14 protein-coding genes and 1 riboswitch are annotated in these 15,326 nt (G+C 62.9%); of the genes, 3 read left to right on the top strand and 11 right to left on the bottom strand.

The genetic code is table 11. The features are described 5' to 3' along the window. Window positions 1-130: 130 nt before the first annotated feature. Entirely contained in the window at window positions 131-829 is a 699-nt protein-coding gene (locus tag C6558_RS09550) for a thioredoxin family protein (RefSeq protein WP_025427433.1), read from the top strand. Window positions 830-977: 148 nt separating this feature from the next. Here C6558_RS09550 and C6558_RS09545 read toward each other — a convergent pair whose 3' ends face one another. Together C6558_RS09545 and C6558_RS09540 are read right to left on the bottom strand one after the other, a co-directional pair. Continuing rightward, window positions 978-2,381: a DUF1254 domain-containing protein gene (locus C6558_RS09545; protein ID WP_025427434.1), complete on the bottom strand. Its 1,404-nt coding sequence runs from the start codon at window positions 2,379-2,381 to the stop codon at window positions 978-980. A gap of 180 nt (window positions 2,382-2,561) precedes the next feature. Further along, a complete protein-coding gene (locus tag C6558_RS09540) occupies window positions 2,562-3,323 on the bottom strand; it encodes an MBL fold metallo-hydrolase (protein ID WP_025427435.1) in 762 nt (253 codons plus the stop codon). Window positions 3,324-3,608: 285 nt separating this feature from the next. On the opposite strand from C6558_RS09540, the gene C6558_RS09535 reads away from it, so the two are divergent. Continuing rightward, entirely contained in the window at window positions 3,609-4,361 is a 753-nt protein-coding gene (locus tag C6558_RS09535) for a hypothetical protein (RefSeq protein ID WP_057206249.1), read from the top strand. A 48-nt stretch (window positions 4,362-4,409) separates the two neighbouring features. On the opposite strand, the gene C6558_RS09530 is transcribed toward C6558_RS09535, so the two are convergent. The 9 genes from C6558_RS09530 to C6558_RS09485 form a co-directional block, all read right to left on the bottom strand. After that, window positions 4,410-5,114, bottom strand: coding sequence for a peroxiredoxin-like family protein (locus C6558_RS09530; RefSeq protein ID WP_025427437.1), 705 nt, complete (start codon window positions 5,112-5,114; stop codon window positions 4,410-4,412). Window positions 5,115-5,199: 85 nt separating this feature from the next. Continuing rightward, on the bottom strand, window positions 5,200-6,819 hold the full coding sequence (locus C6558_RS09525; protein ID WP_057206247.1) for a caspase domain-containing protein: 1,620 nt from the start codon (window positions 6,817-6,819) through the stop codon (window positions 5,200-5,202). A gap of 467 nt (window positions 6,820-7,286) precedes the next feature. Next, window positions 7,287-7,550 carry a hypothetical protein gene (locus tag C6558_RS09515; RefSeq protein ID WP_025427439.1) on the bottom strand — a complete coding sequence of 88 codons (264 nt, stop codon included), beginning with the start codon at window positions 7,548-7,550 and terminating at the stop codon, window positions 7,287-7,289. Window positions 7,551-7,718: 168 nt separating this feature from the next. Further along, complete coding sequence (locus tag C6558_RS09510; protein WP_025427440.1) at window positions 7,719-10,469, bottom strand: mechanosensitive ion channel domain-containing protein; 2,751 nt, start codon at window positions 10,467-10,469, stop codon at window positions 7,719-7,721. A 136-nt stretch (window positions 10,470-10,605) separates the two neighbouring features. Continuing rightward, window positions 10,606-11,166: a DUF924 family protein gene (locus C6558_RS09505; protein ID WP_025427441.1), complete on the bottom strand. Its 561-nt coding sequence runs from the start codon at window positions 11,164-11,166 to the stop codon at window positions 10,606-10,608. 76 nt (window positions 11,167-11,242) lie between these two features. Beyond that, window positions 11,243-12,247, bottom strand: coding sequence for an iron ABC transporter permease (locus C6558_RS09500; RefSeq protein ID WP_239637572.1), 1,005 nt, complete (start codon window positions 12,245-12,247; stop codon window positions 11,243-11,245). A 75-nt stretch (window positions 12,248-12,322) separates the two neighbouring features. Then, window positions 12,323-13,276 carry an ABC transporter substrate-binding protein gene (locus C6558_RS09495; RefSeq protein WP_025427443.1) on the bottom strand — a complete coding sequence of 318 codons (954 nt, stop codon included), beginning with the start codon at window positions 13,274-13,276 and terminating at the stop codon, window positions 12,323-12,325. After that, window positions 13,273-14,079 carry an ABC transporter ATP-binding protein gene (locus C6558_RS09490; RefSeq protein WP_025427444.1) on the bottom strand — a complete coding sequence of 269 codons (807 nt, stop codon included), beginning with the start codon at window positions 14,077-14,079 and terminating at the stop codon, window positions 13,273-13,275. Before C6558_RS09490 ends, C6558_RS09495 begins: the two co-directional genes overlap by 4 nt. 22 nt (window positions 14,080-14,101) lie before the next feature. Next, window positions 14,102-14,515, bottom strand: a complete 414-nt coding sequence (locus tag C6558_RS09485) for a DUF1636 domain-containing protein (RefSeq protein WP_025427445.1) — start codon at window positions 14,513-14,515, stop codon at window positions 14,102-14,104. 107 nt (window positions 14,516-14,622) lie between these two features. Further along, window positions 14,623-14,839: riboswitch (cobalamin riboswitch) on the bottom strand. Window positions 14,840-15,026: 187 nt separating this feature from the next. On the opposite strand from C6558_RS09485, the gene C6558_RS09480 reads away from it, so the two are divergent. Continuing rightward, window positions 15,027-15,320: a DUF1330 domain-containing protein gene (locus C6558_RS09480; protein WP_025427446.1), complete on the top strand. Its 294-nt coding sequence runs from the start codon at window positions 15,027-15,029 to the stop codon at window positions 15,318-15,320. The last annotated feature ends 6 nt before the right edge of the window (window positions 15,321-15,326 follow it).

Raw genomic sequence — 15,326 nt, 5'->3', positions numbered from 1 at the left:
AGATGCCTGTCGCGCGGAAGGAAGAGATTTAGCCGATCGGCGAAAATGCCGATCAATAACCAACCGAACCCAAGGAAAAGCCGCCAATCGAAGGCGTTTCGCCCCTTGTGTTCTTTCATTGGAGACCACGATGCAGAACGAAATCGTTTCACCCGAGGCGTGGCTGAAGGCGCGCCTGGACCTGCTTGCCGCCGAAAAGGAATTCTCCCGTCAACGGGAGGCGCTGACGCGCCGCCGCATGGAAATGCCCTGGGAGCGCGTGGAAAAATCCTACCAGTTCGACGGGCCGAACGGCGCCCTGTCGCTCACCGATCTCTTCGACGGCCGCTCGCAGCTGATCGTCTACCACTTCATGCTTGGTCCCGACTGGCAGGAAGGCTGCAAGCACTGCTCGTTCTGGGCCGACAATTTCAACGGCATCCCGGTTCATCTCAACCATCGCGACGTGACCTTCACCGCCGTATCGCGCGCACCGCTCACCCAGATCGAGGCTTACAGGAAGCGGCTGGGCTGGAGCTTCCCATGGGTGTCATCCTTCGGCAGCGACTTCAACTTCGACTATCAGGCATCCCGGACGCCCGAACAGCTCGCCAAGGGCGAGGCCTACTACAACTACAAGATCCAGCCGAGCACCGTGTCGGAACAGGTGGGCATCAGCGTATTCTACAGAGACGACAGGAACGAGCTGTTCCACACCTATTCCTGCTACTCGCGCGGCGTCGAGATGCTGAACGGCGCCTACCATTTCCTCGACCTCGTACCCAAGGGCCGCGACGAGGACAGCTTGAATTACCCGATGGAATGGGTGCGCCGCTGCGACCAGTACTGAGGCCACGATCAATACCGAGGCAAGGTGACCGGCCGCAGTGCAGCCGGTCGCCACCTATCGCGGCGTGTGGTGCGACGCGCGAGTTCTCCACCGCAAGGGGCACACGACGCGCAGCCACATGACGGCTGCCCCGGTTACCGATCCCGGATCATTCGCGTACCGGCTCGACGTCCGGCAGCACCCACGTCTTTTCGAACAAGGCCTTTGTCGGCGCGTAGAGGCGGAACATAAGTTCGAAGTCGCGCTGCGAATCGGTCGGGATCCAATTCGACTCTTTTCCATCAGGAGCTTTCGGACCAAGGTAGATATCGACCGAGCCGTCGGCATTCTTCTGCAGTTCGGCGACCTGCGAGGAACGGCTGGCGTGCGGCATATTGCGGATCAGCGCGTGGGTCTGGCGATCGTAGGCGGTCAGCGACCAGTATTGCTCGACCGGGACATTGGCCGGTACCGTCAGCCGGTAGGTCTTCGACCCCTCGAAAGCCTGGCCGTCCTTGTCCTTGATGGCAATAAGGTAGAACTGCCCCGCCCCCAGGCGCTTGATGCCGACATAGGCATAGCTGTAGGTGACGCCGCGAATATCGACGGGATAGGCATCCGGCTCATCGTACGACGCCTGCGCCGCCTTGACGAGCTCCGGGTCGGCCGGGAAATTCCAGCGTCCTTTGTCATAGAAGGGTTTCAAGCCGGCATCGTATTTCAACTCGAGCCATTCGCGGGCCTCCTCTATTCCTACCGCGAGCGCCTCGGTGGTCGTGGCTTCCGGCCTGAACGGCTTTCCCTTCTCGATGCCGAGAGACCGCAGCTGATCGATCATCGCCCGGTCCCGCGCCAGCCATGGTTCGCTCTGGACAATGCGATCGAGCGACTGGAAGAAGCTGACATCGTAGCGGATGGTACTGTCGAACAGCACGTCCCTGGCATCGGTAAACACCGTCTCCGGCGGAGATGCCGCCTGGGACAGCGGATAGACCTTCAGCCTCTTGGCGTAGGCCACGGACTTTTCGATATCAGCGTCGGCGTGGCTGGCGAGGTTGGACCGCAACAGCGCATAACCGCCATAGGTATTCGACTTCAGTGGTATGTAGCCTTCGGGGATCGTCCCGACATAGCCCGGCGGCAGAACGAGGTACTTTCCGCCCTCGCCCTGGTCGGCGCCGGACGGACCGGCATCCTCCAGGGGCATCTGCCACACATCGACAATGTTGCCGTTGATCGATCCACCCTCGGCAGGGGGCACCTCGATGACCACCGGCCCGACATCACGGGTATCGGTGAAGGTCATCAGATAGATCGCATCCGGGTTGGGCGTCAGCGTCTGATTTTGCCAATCGAGCGGACGGGACCAGTAGACGATCTCGTTGACCTTGCCCTTGGTCTTGGTGAGCATTTCCTGGAGCATCAGATCATAATTGACCGCTGGCATGCCCCAGATCACTGCCTCCACCGCACGACGCTCGATCGTCCGCCGTGCGAGTTCATCGGGTGAAAGTGCTGCGGCGGCCGACGACATCGCCGCCAGAGCCATCGCCGCAAAAAACAACCGCCTCATGCTGCCCTCCTGCCAATTGGCCGTGGAGCTACAGCATTGTCCGAATCGATCGCAGACGTAAGTGCGTTACTGTAAATGCAGACGCGAGAGCGGAGTTAGACGGCGGCAGCCGTCTGCGAATGCGAGAGCCGCCTTTCCGCTGAGGGCCAGCATGACTCGCGATGGCGCCCGCGCTCGAAATTATGTCGCAGCCCCTTCAAGAACCAGGACATCACCATCGGCCGGGATTCGCAGCTTCATCGCCGAAATCCCGCTGTTATCAGCAGCTTCGCGCAGGTCATGCCGGGTGATCGTGGCGTGGTCGAGCGCCTCCATATGCGTGGCGACGACCACGGCATCGCCGGATGTTTCGCAGACGGCAACGGTTTCCTGCGCATCCATGACGATGAGGTCGCCGTCCCAGCGGGCACCGCAGGAATGGGTGACGATGATGTCGGGCTTCGTCTCGGCGATCACGCTTGCCACCGGCGGATAGAGCACGGTGTCGCCGGCCCAGTAGATCGACGGTTCGCCCGCAGCTTCAAGCGTGAAGCCCATGACCGAGCCCATCAGCTCGACGACGGCCCCAAGGCCGTGGCTGCCTTCGCGCCGCGTCAGCGTCAGCCCCTGCCAGCTGGCGCGGTCGACAAGCGGGATCACGTCGGTAAAGCCCGCGGCGCGGATCTCGCCTTCATCGCCAGGCTGACAGAAGATCGGCAGATGCTTCGGCAGCCGTTCCTTGGCCACATCGTCGAAATGGTCGGAATGCAGGTGCGAAACGATGACCAGTTCCACGCCATCAAGGATCGCCTCGATCGACACCGGCAGCTCGACCATCGGGTTCTCGGACCGGTTGGCAAAGGACGGCAGGCTGTGTTTCGGCGCCAGATAGGGATCGATCAGCACCGTGCGGCCGGCATAGTCGAGCTTCAAGGTGGCGTTGCGGATCAGCTGCAGTTTCATGGGGCGCATCCTCTGGCGACATCAGGTGTTTGACGGTCGCCGGATGGTTACGATTGCGGCGACAAAATCAAGCCCCGAAATGCGACCACGGCCGGGCGAGCCGGACACGCGGCGTGGTCCCGACGACGCGGATGGGGCTGGGAGCGCCGACCGCGGGAACTGCCCGCGTTCGCAATTACCACCGCCAAAGGAGACAATCCCTAAAGTTGCATTGTTCTACCGAGCAGAACTTTAACGACCTATCGCCAAACGTGGCGACAAGCACGAGCAATCGGGAGAGACATCGTGGAAAACGTCATTAGCGGCGGAGCCTACGCGCGGGCATGGGCATGGCGTTTTGGCCTTTTCGTCGTCGTCACCCTGGCATTTCCGTTTATCGTGTATGCCCTGGTCCATATGAGCGGCGCCGCCAGAACTGACGCTGCCGGCGCCTTCGCCGTGGTGCTTGGCGTCTATTTGAAGCCGATCATCTACCTGACCTTCGCAGCGTCGCTTGCACGCATCTCGATCGCCCGGAGCAAGGTAGTCGGCATGCCGGGCAAGATCGGCATCTACATCGTCCTGCTTGCCCTGTCCGATCTTCCCTTTGCGCTCATTTTCGGGGCGCACTGGGGCGTCGCTTTCTTTTTCGGCTTCGCCGGCCCGCAATTACCCACTTCGCTCCTGAGCGCGGTCATTGCCATCATCACGCTGAGTCTTGCACGCGCACCAAGCGGTCCGATGAACGAGGGCCACGCCGCCGCGTATCGCGTCTGGTCCACCCTGCTCGTTCTCATGATGGCGTACGGCCTGCTCGGGCTTGCGATAATGCTGTGGCCATTTTTCTTTGGCCTGCATGGCTTTGGTCTCTACGGTGCGCTGACCTGGGCCAAGGTCTACCTGCACCGTTTCACCCTTTATCCCGGCCTGCCGCTGTCGCTGTTCATCGCTGCCTCGGTCTATCTCATCTACGCCAGCCGAAAACACACGGGCGGACCGGCCGAGACAGGCCAGCCCCAGCGCGGCGCAACAACAAGCTTCGGTCTTCGGCGCGACTGAAACATCACGCATGCAGGAGCGCGGTTGATTTCGCCACGGCAGCATCCATCATCGCGGCCCCTGGTTGGCGGAGGAAACCGCCACATCTCCTGCGGCGGCAATGATCTGCTCGGCGGTCGGCAAGGTTCCAAGGCCCTCGGGGCCGTTGCGTGCCTCGACCTCGGCCCAGGCAATATGGCCTGACCCATCGACAAGGAAATGGCCGACAAGCTGGGTGCCATGGTTCTCGAAGATGGACCGGTCGACGTCATTCAGCTCGAAGCCATCCTTGGTGTTGAGCACGGTATTGGCCTCCATCGGGTGTGCCGGCTCGGCCATCTCGTCGTTCGGATTGATGCGCGCTGCGGCAAACTGTTCGAAGCTGGCGTGAAAGGGCCATTGCTTCTTTTCCTCACCGTCGGCCGGGGCGAAGACCACGCGCGGCACGCCGAAGTCACGATGCGTGCGGCACTCCGGATCGCACAACACCGTCACCGGCGTCGGCTGAAACTGGAGATAGAGCCTTGCCCGCTCGAGCGGCGTGTTGATCACGGCCAGTGTCTCGACGCCCGCCTCGCGCAAGGCGGGCTGGAGCGCGGAAAATTGCCGCAGCTGGCGCCGGCAGAACGGGCAATGCAGGCCGCGAAACAGCCCGATCAGAAACGGGCGTCCGCGCAGGTCCGCGAGCGAAACCACGCCCCCGACGTTGGCGGCGGGTAGCGAGAAGGCCGGAGCAGGCTCGCCCGGTTGCAGTGCGCGGATCGCTTGGCTCATGCTGACTATCCTCCATCTGGGTCCGAAGATCACGCTGTTGTGTGGCCGCGACGCCGTTCCGGTCGGTCGCCATGCCGCGGCCCTGTCACCGCCAGCTGCAGTCCCAGGGCTGCCCGCGGGCGGCGCGGTGGCACACGAAGGTGCGGCCGCAGGAATGCATGGCGGATCTCATCGTGCGTCCGCGCCCCGTGCCGCGCTCCAGGGTCTGGCGGGCTGCGAGCTGGGCACTGGCCGGGCAGTTGGCAAAACTCTTTTTCTTGGCGTCGTCAGGCGCCGTAATGGTGTTCGATGGCGCTTTCCTGGTCGGCGTCTCGTCGGTGCTGCGCGTCTTCGCCGGCTCCGGCAGCTTCGCCTCGCGCTTGATATCGACGCAGCGGCCGCTCTTCAGCTGCTGGTTCTGGGCGCAGACGAGCGGGCAGATCCGCGCCTTCTGCGTCCGCAATCGTTCCAGCACGCCATCAGACGGCTCAAGGGCCGCAAGCTCGACCTTGATCAGTTTGGCGAACTGCTCCAGCGCCCTGCGGCTTCCGAGACCCCAGAGCCCGTCTTCGCTGCCGGCGCGGCAGCCGACGCGGTTCAACTCCTTCTGGATCGAGCGCACCAGCTCCCGGTCGGGCGAGGCGGTTTCAAGCGTCGGGGTTTGGTTGGCCAGCGGCTGGGTCAATGCAGCCACCTGCTCCGTTGCGGTGGGCAGCCCCCCGACAGGCGGTGCTTGCTGTTTCGCCCCCTCGGCTTCCAGCTGCGCAGCCGCAACGTCGGCCGCCGCACGCTCGATGATCCTGATTTTCGCCTGAGCCAGCGAGACGAAGGCACCACCAGGATATTGCTGCAGATAGGCGTCGAACAGGTCTCGGTCGCTCGATCCCTTGATCGTGTCCCAATAGGCAAGCTCGGCGGCGTTGTCGCCCTTGTCGCCGCCGGCCGACGCCGCAGGCTCCGTCGATGTCGATGGCTTCAGCACCACCTCGCCGGTCAGCGAGGAATTGTCCCAGGGCACCTGCTTGCCATCGGTCGCCTCCAGCACGTCACGGCGCACGTCGATCAGCTCACGGGTGATGTCGCGTCCGGGCTTGCCGAGGTGGCGCAGCAGCGCCGCCGTGAACGGTGAGTTGCGCCCGGCGCCGTCGAGCGCAACGTTGCCGGGCTGGGTGGCAAAGGCGATCAGCGAGCCGATGCCGGTACCGACCTTCGCCAGCCCCCGGCCGATCGAGCTGGAGCGCGTGCCCATCGAGCGGGCAAGATTGACTGCCAGCGGATTGTCGCGGCAGGCATCGAGGAACACCAGATTGACCCGCGTCTCGCGCTCCATCGCCGAAAGGATCAGGTTCATCGGTACCGCCTCGAATTCAAGGTCGATATAGGAGAGAAGCTTGGCGTCGATGGGAGCGATATAGTTCTCGCCGTTCACCTGCAGGCCGTGGCCGGCATAGTAGAACAGCGCGAGGTCCGCACCGTCGAGCTTGCCGACGAAGTCGCGGATCGTGTTGCGCACGCCGGCAAGATCAAGATCGCGACCGACGACGACCTCGAATCCCAGCGCTTCAAGCTTGGCGGCCATGTCGCCTGCGTCGTTGTCGGGGTTGGGAAGCTCTGGCACATATTGGTAGGCCGAGTTACCGATGACCAGCGCCACCCGCCTTTCGGCAAGCGCCTGCGAACATATCAGCACCAGGAAGACCGCGATGACGATGCGAAGCCAATGCATGCCATACCCCCCGGGCATGCCCATGCATGCCCCCCGCTGCACGTGTCCTTAAATCGTTGTCGATTTAGGGATAAAACCTGCAGCAATTCAAAGCGCTACAGCGACCTTTGCGCGTCTGATAAGACGCGCGGCGCTGTCTTAACTCGCCTGCCCCGCCGCCGCACAGCGCCTGTTGTCGCAAGGGTGCGATCCATTGCCGGCCCTGTCAATGCCGCCGACCCGCCCTTGCGTCACCCGGTCTGCGCGAAACCTTGTGGACGCTTCGTCTCTGGAATAACGGGCGATCGCCGCATTTCATTCAATTGCCAAATGGGATTAGCGCGTCCTCACCCCTTCGGTTTAGGGCTGCGCGCAGGCCGCTTTTGCCGGCGAGGTCGCGCACCGATGCATCTGGCGCGATGTCGTGAAACGGAAAACGGCGCCGGGTGATCCCGACGCCGTTTCGAATTCCGTTTGAAGAGCTGCGCTTACTTGACGATCGCCGAACCGTTGACGATCTCGACATTCTCGTCGCCCTGCAGGCCGATACGGTCGCCGCTCGGCGTGGTGACGAAGCAGCCGCTGGGGCAGATCATCTCGGTGGCGCCGGCGCTGATCGCCACTTCCATGCGGCTTTCGCCCTCGACGACAACCAGAACAGCAGTCTCGCCATCCTTGTTCGTGACAGTCGCGGCCGAAACCGCCCCTGCCGCCAGCACGCCGGAAAGCAAAGCAATCACAAATGTCTTCATCGCCCATCGACGCCCGCGGCGCCGCCCTTTTGCACAGCCGTCCGCCCCGTCGGATAAGCGACGGTGGCTCCGGCCACCTCTTCAGCCCATGACAGCCTAGACCGTCAAAAGAAGAATTGCATGCTTTTTATCGCGGGCAGGCTGAATAGCGGCTGAACGCTCCGTTTATCAGCGGTTGGGGTTTGAGCGGCGGCTGGAAGCGCGGCGCTTGCCGCCTTCCTCTTCATTTTCCTCGTCAAGCGGCGCCGCGGAAGCGGTTTCCTTTTTCGAGGCTGTGGCCCTCGCCTCGGCCGACGTTGCGCCCTTTGGCTCGCCGACGGTTTCCGGCTCGTGGCTCTCGATGCCGGTCTGATCTTCGATCGGCACGTCCTCGATCTTCAAGGGGAACGGTGCACCGATGCCCTCGTCGCGGAAGCGCTCGTAGATGGCCACACGCAGATCGTTGCGCACGCCGCCGCCGGTCAACACATCGGCCACGTAGATCCGGAGTTCGAAGGTCATGCGGTCATCGCCAAAGGAGGTGAAGCCGACGCTTGGCGACGGGTTCTTCAGCACCATCGGATGGGCGGCGGCAATCTCGGCCAAGAGATCCATGATCCGCCGGGGCTCGCTGGCATAGGTGACGGTGACGGCGATTTCCGAACGGCCGAGCTTGTTGCGGTGCGTCCAGTTGCCGACCGACGCGTTGATCAGCAGCGAGTTCGGCATCATGATCGACTGGTGCTGGAAGGTCTCGATCTCGGTGGCGCGCACCGAGATGCGCTTGACGAAGCCTTCCGTCGTGCCGCTGACGATCCAGTCGCCGACCTTGAACGGACGCTCGACCAGGAGAATGAGGCCCGAGACGAAGTTCGAAACGATGTTCTGCAGACCGAAACCGACGCCGAGCGAGAGGGCACCGGCGACGAGCGCGAGATTGGAAAGGTCGATACCGGCAGCCGAAAGGCCGATCAGGCACGCGAGCCCAACGCCGATATAGCCGATGCCGGTGCGGATAGAGTTTCTGACGCCCGCATCCACCCGGCTGCGCGCCATGATGTTGCCGTCGATCCAGCGCTGCACCCAGCGGGTGACGATGTAACCAAGAATGAAGAACAGGATGCCCGCCATGATGCCCATGAGCGAGATGGTGATGGTGCCGATCTTGATCTCGGTGATGGCGCGATAGGTCCAGGATTCGATGTCGGCGACCTGGAAGCCCCATTGCAGCAGGATCAGCGGAATGAAGAACAGGGTCACCAGCGCGTAAATGCTGAGGCCTGCCACCAGGCCCACCTGATCGAGCCCGACCTGTTCAAGTTTGAAGCGGCGCTCGAGATAGCGCCCGGCTGCCGTTTCGGCGAACGCCCCCTGGCGCGAGACCGCCTTGCCGGTGAGGAAGCCGATATACATCATCACCAGGATCGCGCCTGTAATGATGATCTGCGTGGCGATGAAGCGGGACAGGCCGACATAGCCGGTAGCGGCGGCGATGATGAGCGACGCGCCAGTCAGGATCAGAACGATGGAGACCAGGCGCGGCCACGGGCGACCCGGCGCATCGAAAGGCTCATCGTGCTTGAGCGTCGGCTTGATCCAGGCCGAAGCAATGATGATCAGACCGATGATGACAGAGGCGGTGAAGCTCTTCACCACCGTCAGCACGACCGGCGAGCCGAGCGCTTCGCTGACGCCGCCGAACATGTAGTCAAGGCCGTTGACCAGCGCCATGGCGAAGATGGTGACCAAAAGCACCTTGGCGCCGCGATCCGACACGCGCACGAGGCGCCAGCGCGAGTCCGACGGCGACAGCACCGCATTGGCGAGCGTGGTCACGAAGAACCCGACCACCGTGACCGCAAGCGCAATCGCGATGATCGGCGTGATATCCGAACGCAGCACGTTGAAACTGTGCAGGAAGAAGAAGCTCGACAGCGCAAAGGCGCCTGTCGAAATGGTCGGAATGAATGTCGACCAGAAGGCAACCGACAGACGCCGGAAATAGCTCGGCTCCTCGTCCGACTTGTCGTGGTGGATATAGGGTGAAAACAGCTTGTTACTGCCGACGAGGAAGACGAGTGCGGCACAGATCGACAGGAAGATCGCGGTCAGCAAGGGAATCCGCTTGTATTTCCAGACGAAGGTCAGCCAGCTCATCGTGCTGCGCGACAGCACCTTGGTTTCATTGGCCGTTGCCGACAGCGCCTCGTCGAACATTTCGACCGAAACGTCGGTGTTCTTCAACAGCGTGTTGGAAAACAGCGCGCGTCGCGTCGCCGTGATGCCGTTCGACAGTTTCGTCGCCTGGACCGAAAGGCCCTCGGCCTCCCCCGTCAGCGCATTGATCTCGCCGCGTTCGGCAAGCAGCCGCTTGCGCTCGGCCGTGACGATATCGGCTTCCGGTGGCTGCCCCGCGCCCGGTGGATCGCCGAGTTCGGTCAGCCGCGCCTTGATCTCGTCCAGCCGCGGACGCGTGGCGATCGAGGTCGAGATGATCTGCTTGGCGACGGCATCGACCTGCACCTTGAGCTCGGCAAGCGCAATGTCGTCGTCACTGGCCTTGGCAATGAGGTCCCTCAGCCGCGCCAGTTCCTTGCCGGCGTGAGCCAGTTGCTCCGCCGTCTGGCTCTGGCCGGCTTCGGCAGCAACGGCTGCGTCGGTCGGCTGCGCTGGCGTCGCGGCGTTTTGCGCCGGTTGGGCAGCACCCGCTGCAGGCTGCTGCACGTTCGCTGCCGGCTGCGCCTTGCCGTCGGCGGCCGGTTGTGTGTTCTGGGCAGGCTGCGCGCCGCCCTCGGCAGGCACTGCCGGAGCTTGAGCGGGCTTCTCGCCGGGTTGCGTCGTCGTCTGCACCGGTTGGGCGTTTTGCGCCACGACAGTGCCGGCACCGGCCAGCGACAGCAGGCAGACAGAAACAGCGAACAACTTTGCCACGAAATGCAATTTCAAAACCCTCGGAAGCCCAGACCTCGCCCGGATGCGGAATCGCCCCGGCAGCCGTCACAATGCGGTTTGAATACGAAAGACGGCGGAAAGATGCAAAGACACGGTAAACATGCCTTCACAGCCCGTAAAACTGTCAGAATCCTGCGCCCGGCTGCGCCAGATAGGTCAGTTCCGCCGCCGTCGACGTCCGACCGACGAAGGCGTTGCGGTGCGGGAAGCGACCATAGGTCTCGATCACCTCCCGGTGCCGGATTGCATAATCGATATACATGGGATCGCCGAGCTCGGTGAAAAGCTTCACCGCCATCGTCTGATCCGTCAGGTTCTCCGAGTGCTCGAACGGCATGTAGAAGAACGCCCGCCACTCCGGCCGGACCGCCATGTCGGCGCCGGCGCCGACGGCGAGCTTGGCTTCCCGGAGCGCCAGGCCGTCGGTCGCAAAGGCAAGCGGCGTCCCCCGATACATGTTGCGCGGCAACTGATCGAGAAGCACGATTGCCGCCAGCCGGTTTTCCGGCGTCGCCCGCCAGATGTCGCCGATCTCCCTGGCAAGGGCGAGGTGCGACGCCTGGAAGCGCAGGAAGCAATGTTCGTCCAGCTCGCGCGACGGCTTGAACCAGTGGTCGAGCGACAGTTCCTCGAACCAGAATTTCAGCACTTCATCCGGGGTGCAGGCCTCAGCTTGATGGGTCATTCGCTCCTCATGTCATGCCGTGGGGACGGTCGACCTATCAGATAGGCGGCAATCGCACCGTGTCCATGCCGCTGGCTTACGCGCGACGCTTCAAAATGGCAATAAAAGCCATGCCGCCGACAAGCCCGGTGATGACGCCGATCGGCATATCCTCGGGCGCCATGACGACGCGGGAAAAGAGGTCCGCCCAGATCAGCACCAGCGCCCCGACGAAGGCCGAAAGCGGGATGACCCGGACATTGTCGCTGCCGGCAAACAGCCGCACGAAATGCGGCACCATCAGGCCGACAAAGCCGATCGCGCCGGAAAAAGCGACCATGACCCCGGTCAGAAGTGCGGTGACGACGAAGAGGACGAGGCGGAACCGGCGAACGGGAATGCCGAGCGTCGTTGCCGTCTCGTCGCCCATGGCAAGCGCATTGATCTCGCGCGCCCTCAGCACGAGGTAGCCGAGGCAGGCTGTCAGCACCACCGCGGGATAGACAAGATGCGGCCATTGCGCGAGCCCGAGACCGCCGAGCATCCAGAAAATCACCGTATGCACCGCCCTTGGATCCCCGAGGAAAATCATCAGGTTGCCGACAGACGTCAAGGTGAAGGCAACGGCCACGCCTGATAGCACCAGCCGGTCGGCATTGGTGCCGAGCACCCTTGTCACGAGCGCAACAAGTGCGGTCGCAGCCAGCGCGCCGGCAAAGGCAAACAGCGGCACCGTGGCAAGGCCGAGAATGAGTCCGGTGTGCAGTAGCGCGATGATCGCGCCGAGCGCGCCGCCGGAGGACACACCGAGCAGATGCGGATCGGCAAGCGGATTGCGGGTAACCGCCTGCAGCACGGCGCCGGTCAAGGCCAGCCCGGCTCCAACCAGCCCGGCAAGCACGACACGCGGCAGGCGCACGTCCCAGACAATGCTTTCGCGCCCCGCCGACCAGACGACGTCGACGCTGCCGGGCGACAGCTTCGAGGCGATGATCGACCAGACGGTCGAGACCGGGATGGGCGCTGAACCCCATGAGACGGCGGCAGTGATCGTCAGGCACAGCAACAGCAGCGCCGCGAGAATGGCGGTCGTGGTTTTCACAGTCCGTCCCTGGTCAATTATTGGAATGGAAAGGCGGGAGCATGCGAAACGGCATGCTCCCGCAGGCCGCCTCGGTTACATCGCCTGCCCGTGAAAGGCCCTGGCAAGGCGCGCAATGGCATCGATGTTGCGTGGACCCGGTGTCGCCTCGACATAATCGAGCACGACGAAGCGGTCATTCCTGACGGCATCGATGTTCTTGAAGGCGGGGTTGCTCTTCATGAAGGCGATCTTCTGCTCGGCGGTGACCTCGCCATAGTTGACGATCACCACCACCTCAGGGTTCTTGTCGATCACCGGCTCCCAGGAAATCTCGGTCCAGCTCTTCTCGATGTCGTCCATGACGTTGACGCCGCCCGCCGCCTCGATCATTGCCGTCGGGATACCGAACCGGCCTGACGTGAACGGCTTCTCCTCGCCGGAATCATAGACGAAGACGCGGGTCGGGCGTTCGATGCCGCCGGTGTCTGCAGTGATCTTGTCGAGATCGCGGCGATAACCGTCGACCAGCGCCTGCGCCCGATCCTCGACGCCGAAGATGCGGCCGAGATTGAGGATATCGACGAACATGTCGTCCATGACAGGCTTGCCCTTGGCCATGACGTGAATGCAGGATTCGGTCAGCTCATAGACGTTGATCTTGAAGGGTTCGAGCGTTTCCGGCGTCACCTCGCCCCCGACCTTCATGCCGTAGTTCCAGCCGGCGAAGTAGAAGTCGGCGTCGGCATTGAGCAGCACTTCCTTGGTCGGATATTTTTCCGAAAGCTCCGGCAGCGCCTTGACGCCTTCGCGCAGCTTTTCGTCCAGCGTCTTCCAGCCGGATACGCCGGTATAGCCGACCATGCGGTCCTGCAATTTCAGAGCCAGCATCATTTCAGTGAGGTTGACGTCGTTGGAAACGGCGCGCTTCGGTGCTGAATCGAAGGTCACCTCGCGGTTGCAGCTCTTGACGGTCACGGGATAGGCGAGCGCCGGCGTTGCCGCCAGAACCAGCAGGGCAAAGGCGGAATGGGCAATGAAGGTCTTCATGAAATCAGTTCCTGTCGAGCAAGTGAAAAGGAAAAGCGTGCGCCGCTCGAAACGGCATTGTTGTGGGCAGTGGCGGTGACGCCGAAGGCGGCGGAAAGCGCTTGTGGGTTGAGCACGTCTTCGGGCGGGCCGAAGGCCGTCATGCGTCCCTCCGTCAGGATCGCCACATCGGTCGCGAACTCGGCTGCCAGGTTGATGTCGTGCAGCGTGGTGACGATCGTCAGCTGCAGCGTCTGCAACAACTCGAGAATTTCGAGCTGGTGGCGGATATCGAGATGGTTTGTCGGCTCGTCGAGAATGATGATGCGCGGCTGCTGGGCAAGCGCCCGGGCGATCAGCACCCGCTGCTTCTCGCCGCCCGAAAGCGTCGCGAATTGCCGCCCGGCAAGGTGGGTGAGATCGAGATGCTCGAGCGCGTGCGCAACCGTCTCGCGGTCCCTCGCGGTCCAGCCGCTCATGCCCTCACGCCGGGGGATGCGGCCCATCATCACCACGTCGCGCACGCTGAAGGGAAAGTCGCTCGGCATTTCCTGCAGCACGACGGCAATGATCTTTGCCGCCTCGCGCGCCGTCATCGCCCAGATGTCGACGCCATCGACCTCGATTGCGCCCGCTATCGGCTGGGCCGAGCGATAGAGGCAGCGCAGCAGCGAGGTCTTGCCGGCACCGTTCGGCCCGAGAATGGCAAGCCGGCTGCCGGGCGCAATGGCAAAGTCGATCTCGCGGACCAGCCGCAGGTCCGGGCGCGGTCCCCAATCCAGGGCGTGGACCCGAAGCCCGGCCCCTGTCGCGGTGCAGCTCATCGGCTCGTCCCTCCCCGCGCCATCATTGGAAATGCCAGCCGATGTCTTCGGAGACCAGCATCGCTGCCGGGATGCGCGCCAGCGTCTTGCCGTTGAGCCCGCGCGGCCTCTCGGCCGCCCGCGTCATGCCATCGCCCCTTCCGGCATAGGTGGTCGCGAACGAGACGAGATCATCGATATCCTCCTCGGGCGAGATATCGCCAAAGAGGTAGGTCGCCTTGCCGGTTGCCTGGAAAGCGATGGTGCAAGGCCTGGTACACGCGGCCATGCAGACCGTCCCAGTAATGGAGAAATCCCGGTCGAGCGGCTCGCCGAGCGCGGCAATACTGCGGTTCAGCCGCTGGATCAGATCCGCTCCCGGACGGCATGGGCCGCCGGTGAAACGGCAATCGGTGCAGACCGTTATCGTGTGCTGTCGGGAAACCGGATTGGCCATGTCTCTTCTCCTCCGGATTGGTCCGGAGAGAATGTGGCAACGCGGCATGATGACGGATGACCGTCGCGCAAAAACCAGTTCTTTTCCATCGGAACACCCCGTCCGTTGTGGTTGATCGGTTCGATGGCAGGTCTCCTGGCTCGCGGGTCGCGGCGCATCCACGTCTTCCCGGCTGATCGCCAGTGACATGGTGTGAATGCGCTTTCCGCTCACAGTTGCGGGGGCAGCCACGGTTTCGGCCCCATTTGGGTCGTCCGCTCCGTGTTCCCTTTTCAGCCGCTTCCGCATTGTCGCGGTTGCAGCACCATCAAAGCCTTCGTCGCACACTTCGGCGGAGGTGACAACCGCCGCGACAGCACGGCCTTGGCCTATCAACATGTCGCATTTTTTCATGCGCATTTGTTATGTGATAACATAACATTATTCAACACAAAAATATGTTGACCAACTCGCCCGCACCGACCAACGGGCGTATCCTTCGATGGCGCCTGTGTGGAAAAGGAGATCTGCCATGGCCGCCTATCTGATTGCGGATGTCGAGGTCACCGATGCCGCGGCCTTTGAAGAATACATACGGGAAGTGCCGGCAACGGAGGCGCGCTATGGTGGCCGATATTTGGGGCGCGGTGGCGCTACCCGGGTGCTCGAGGGAGACTGGGAGCCGCACCGGCTCGTCATTGTCGAGTTCCCGGACATGCACTCCTTGCTCGAGTGGTACAACTCGCCGGCGTATCAACGCCTCAAGGCGATCCGAGAGCGCTGCGCCAAGACGCGGATCATGACGCTGGAAGGCGTTGCCACCTAAGCAGTC

It is taken from the genome of Ensifer sp. NM-2, from assembly GCF_003024455.1.
Classification (GTDB): domain Bacteria; phylum Pseudomonadota; class Alphaproteobacteria; order Rhizobiales; family Rhizobiaceae; genus Ensifer; species Ensifer canadensis.
This window is presented reverse-complemented; position numbering and strand designations above follow the sequence as displayed.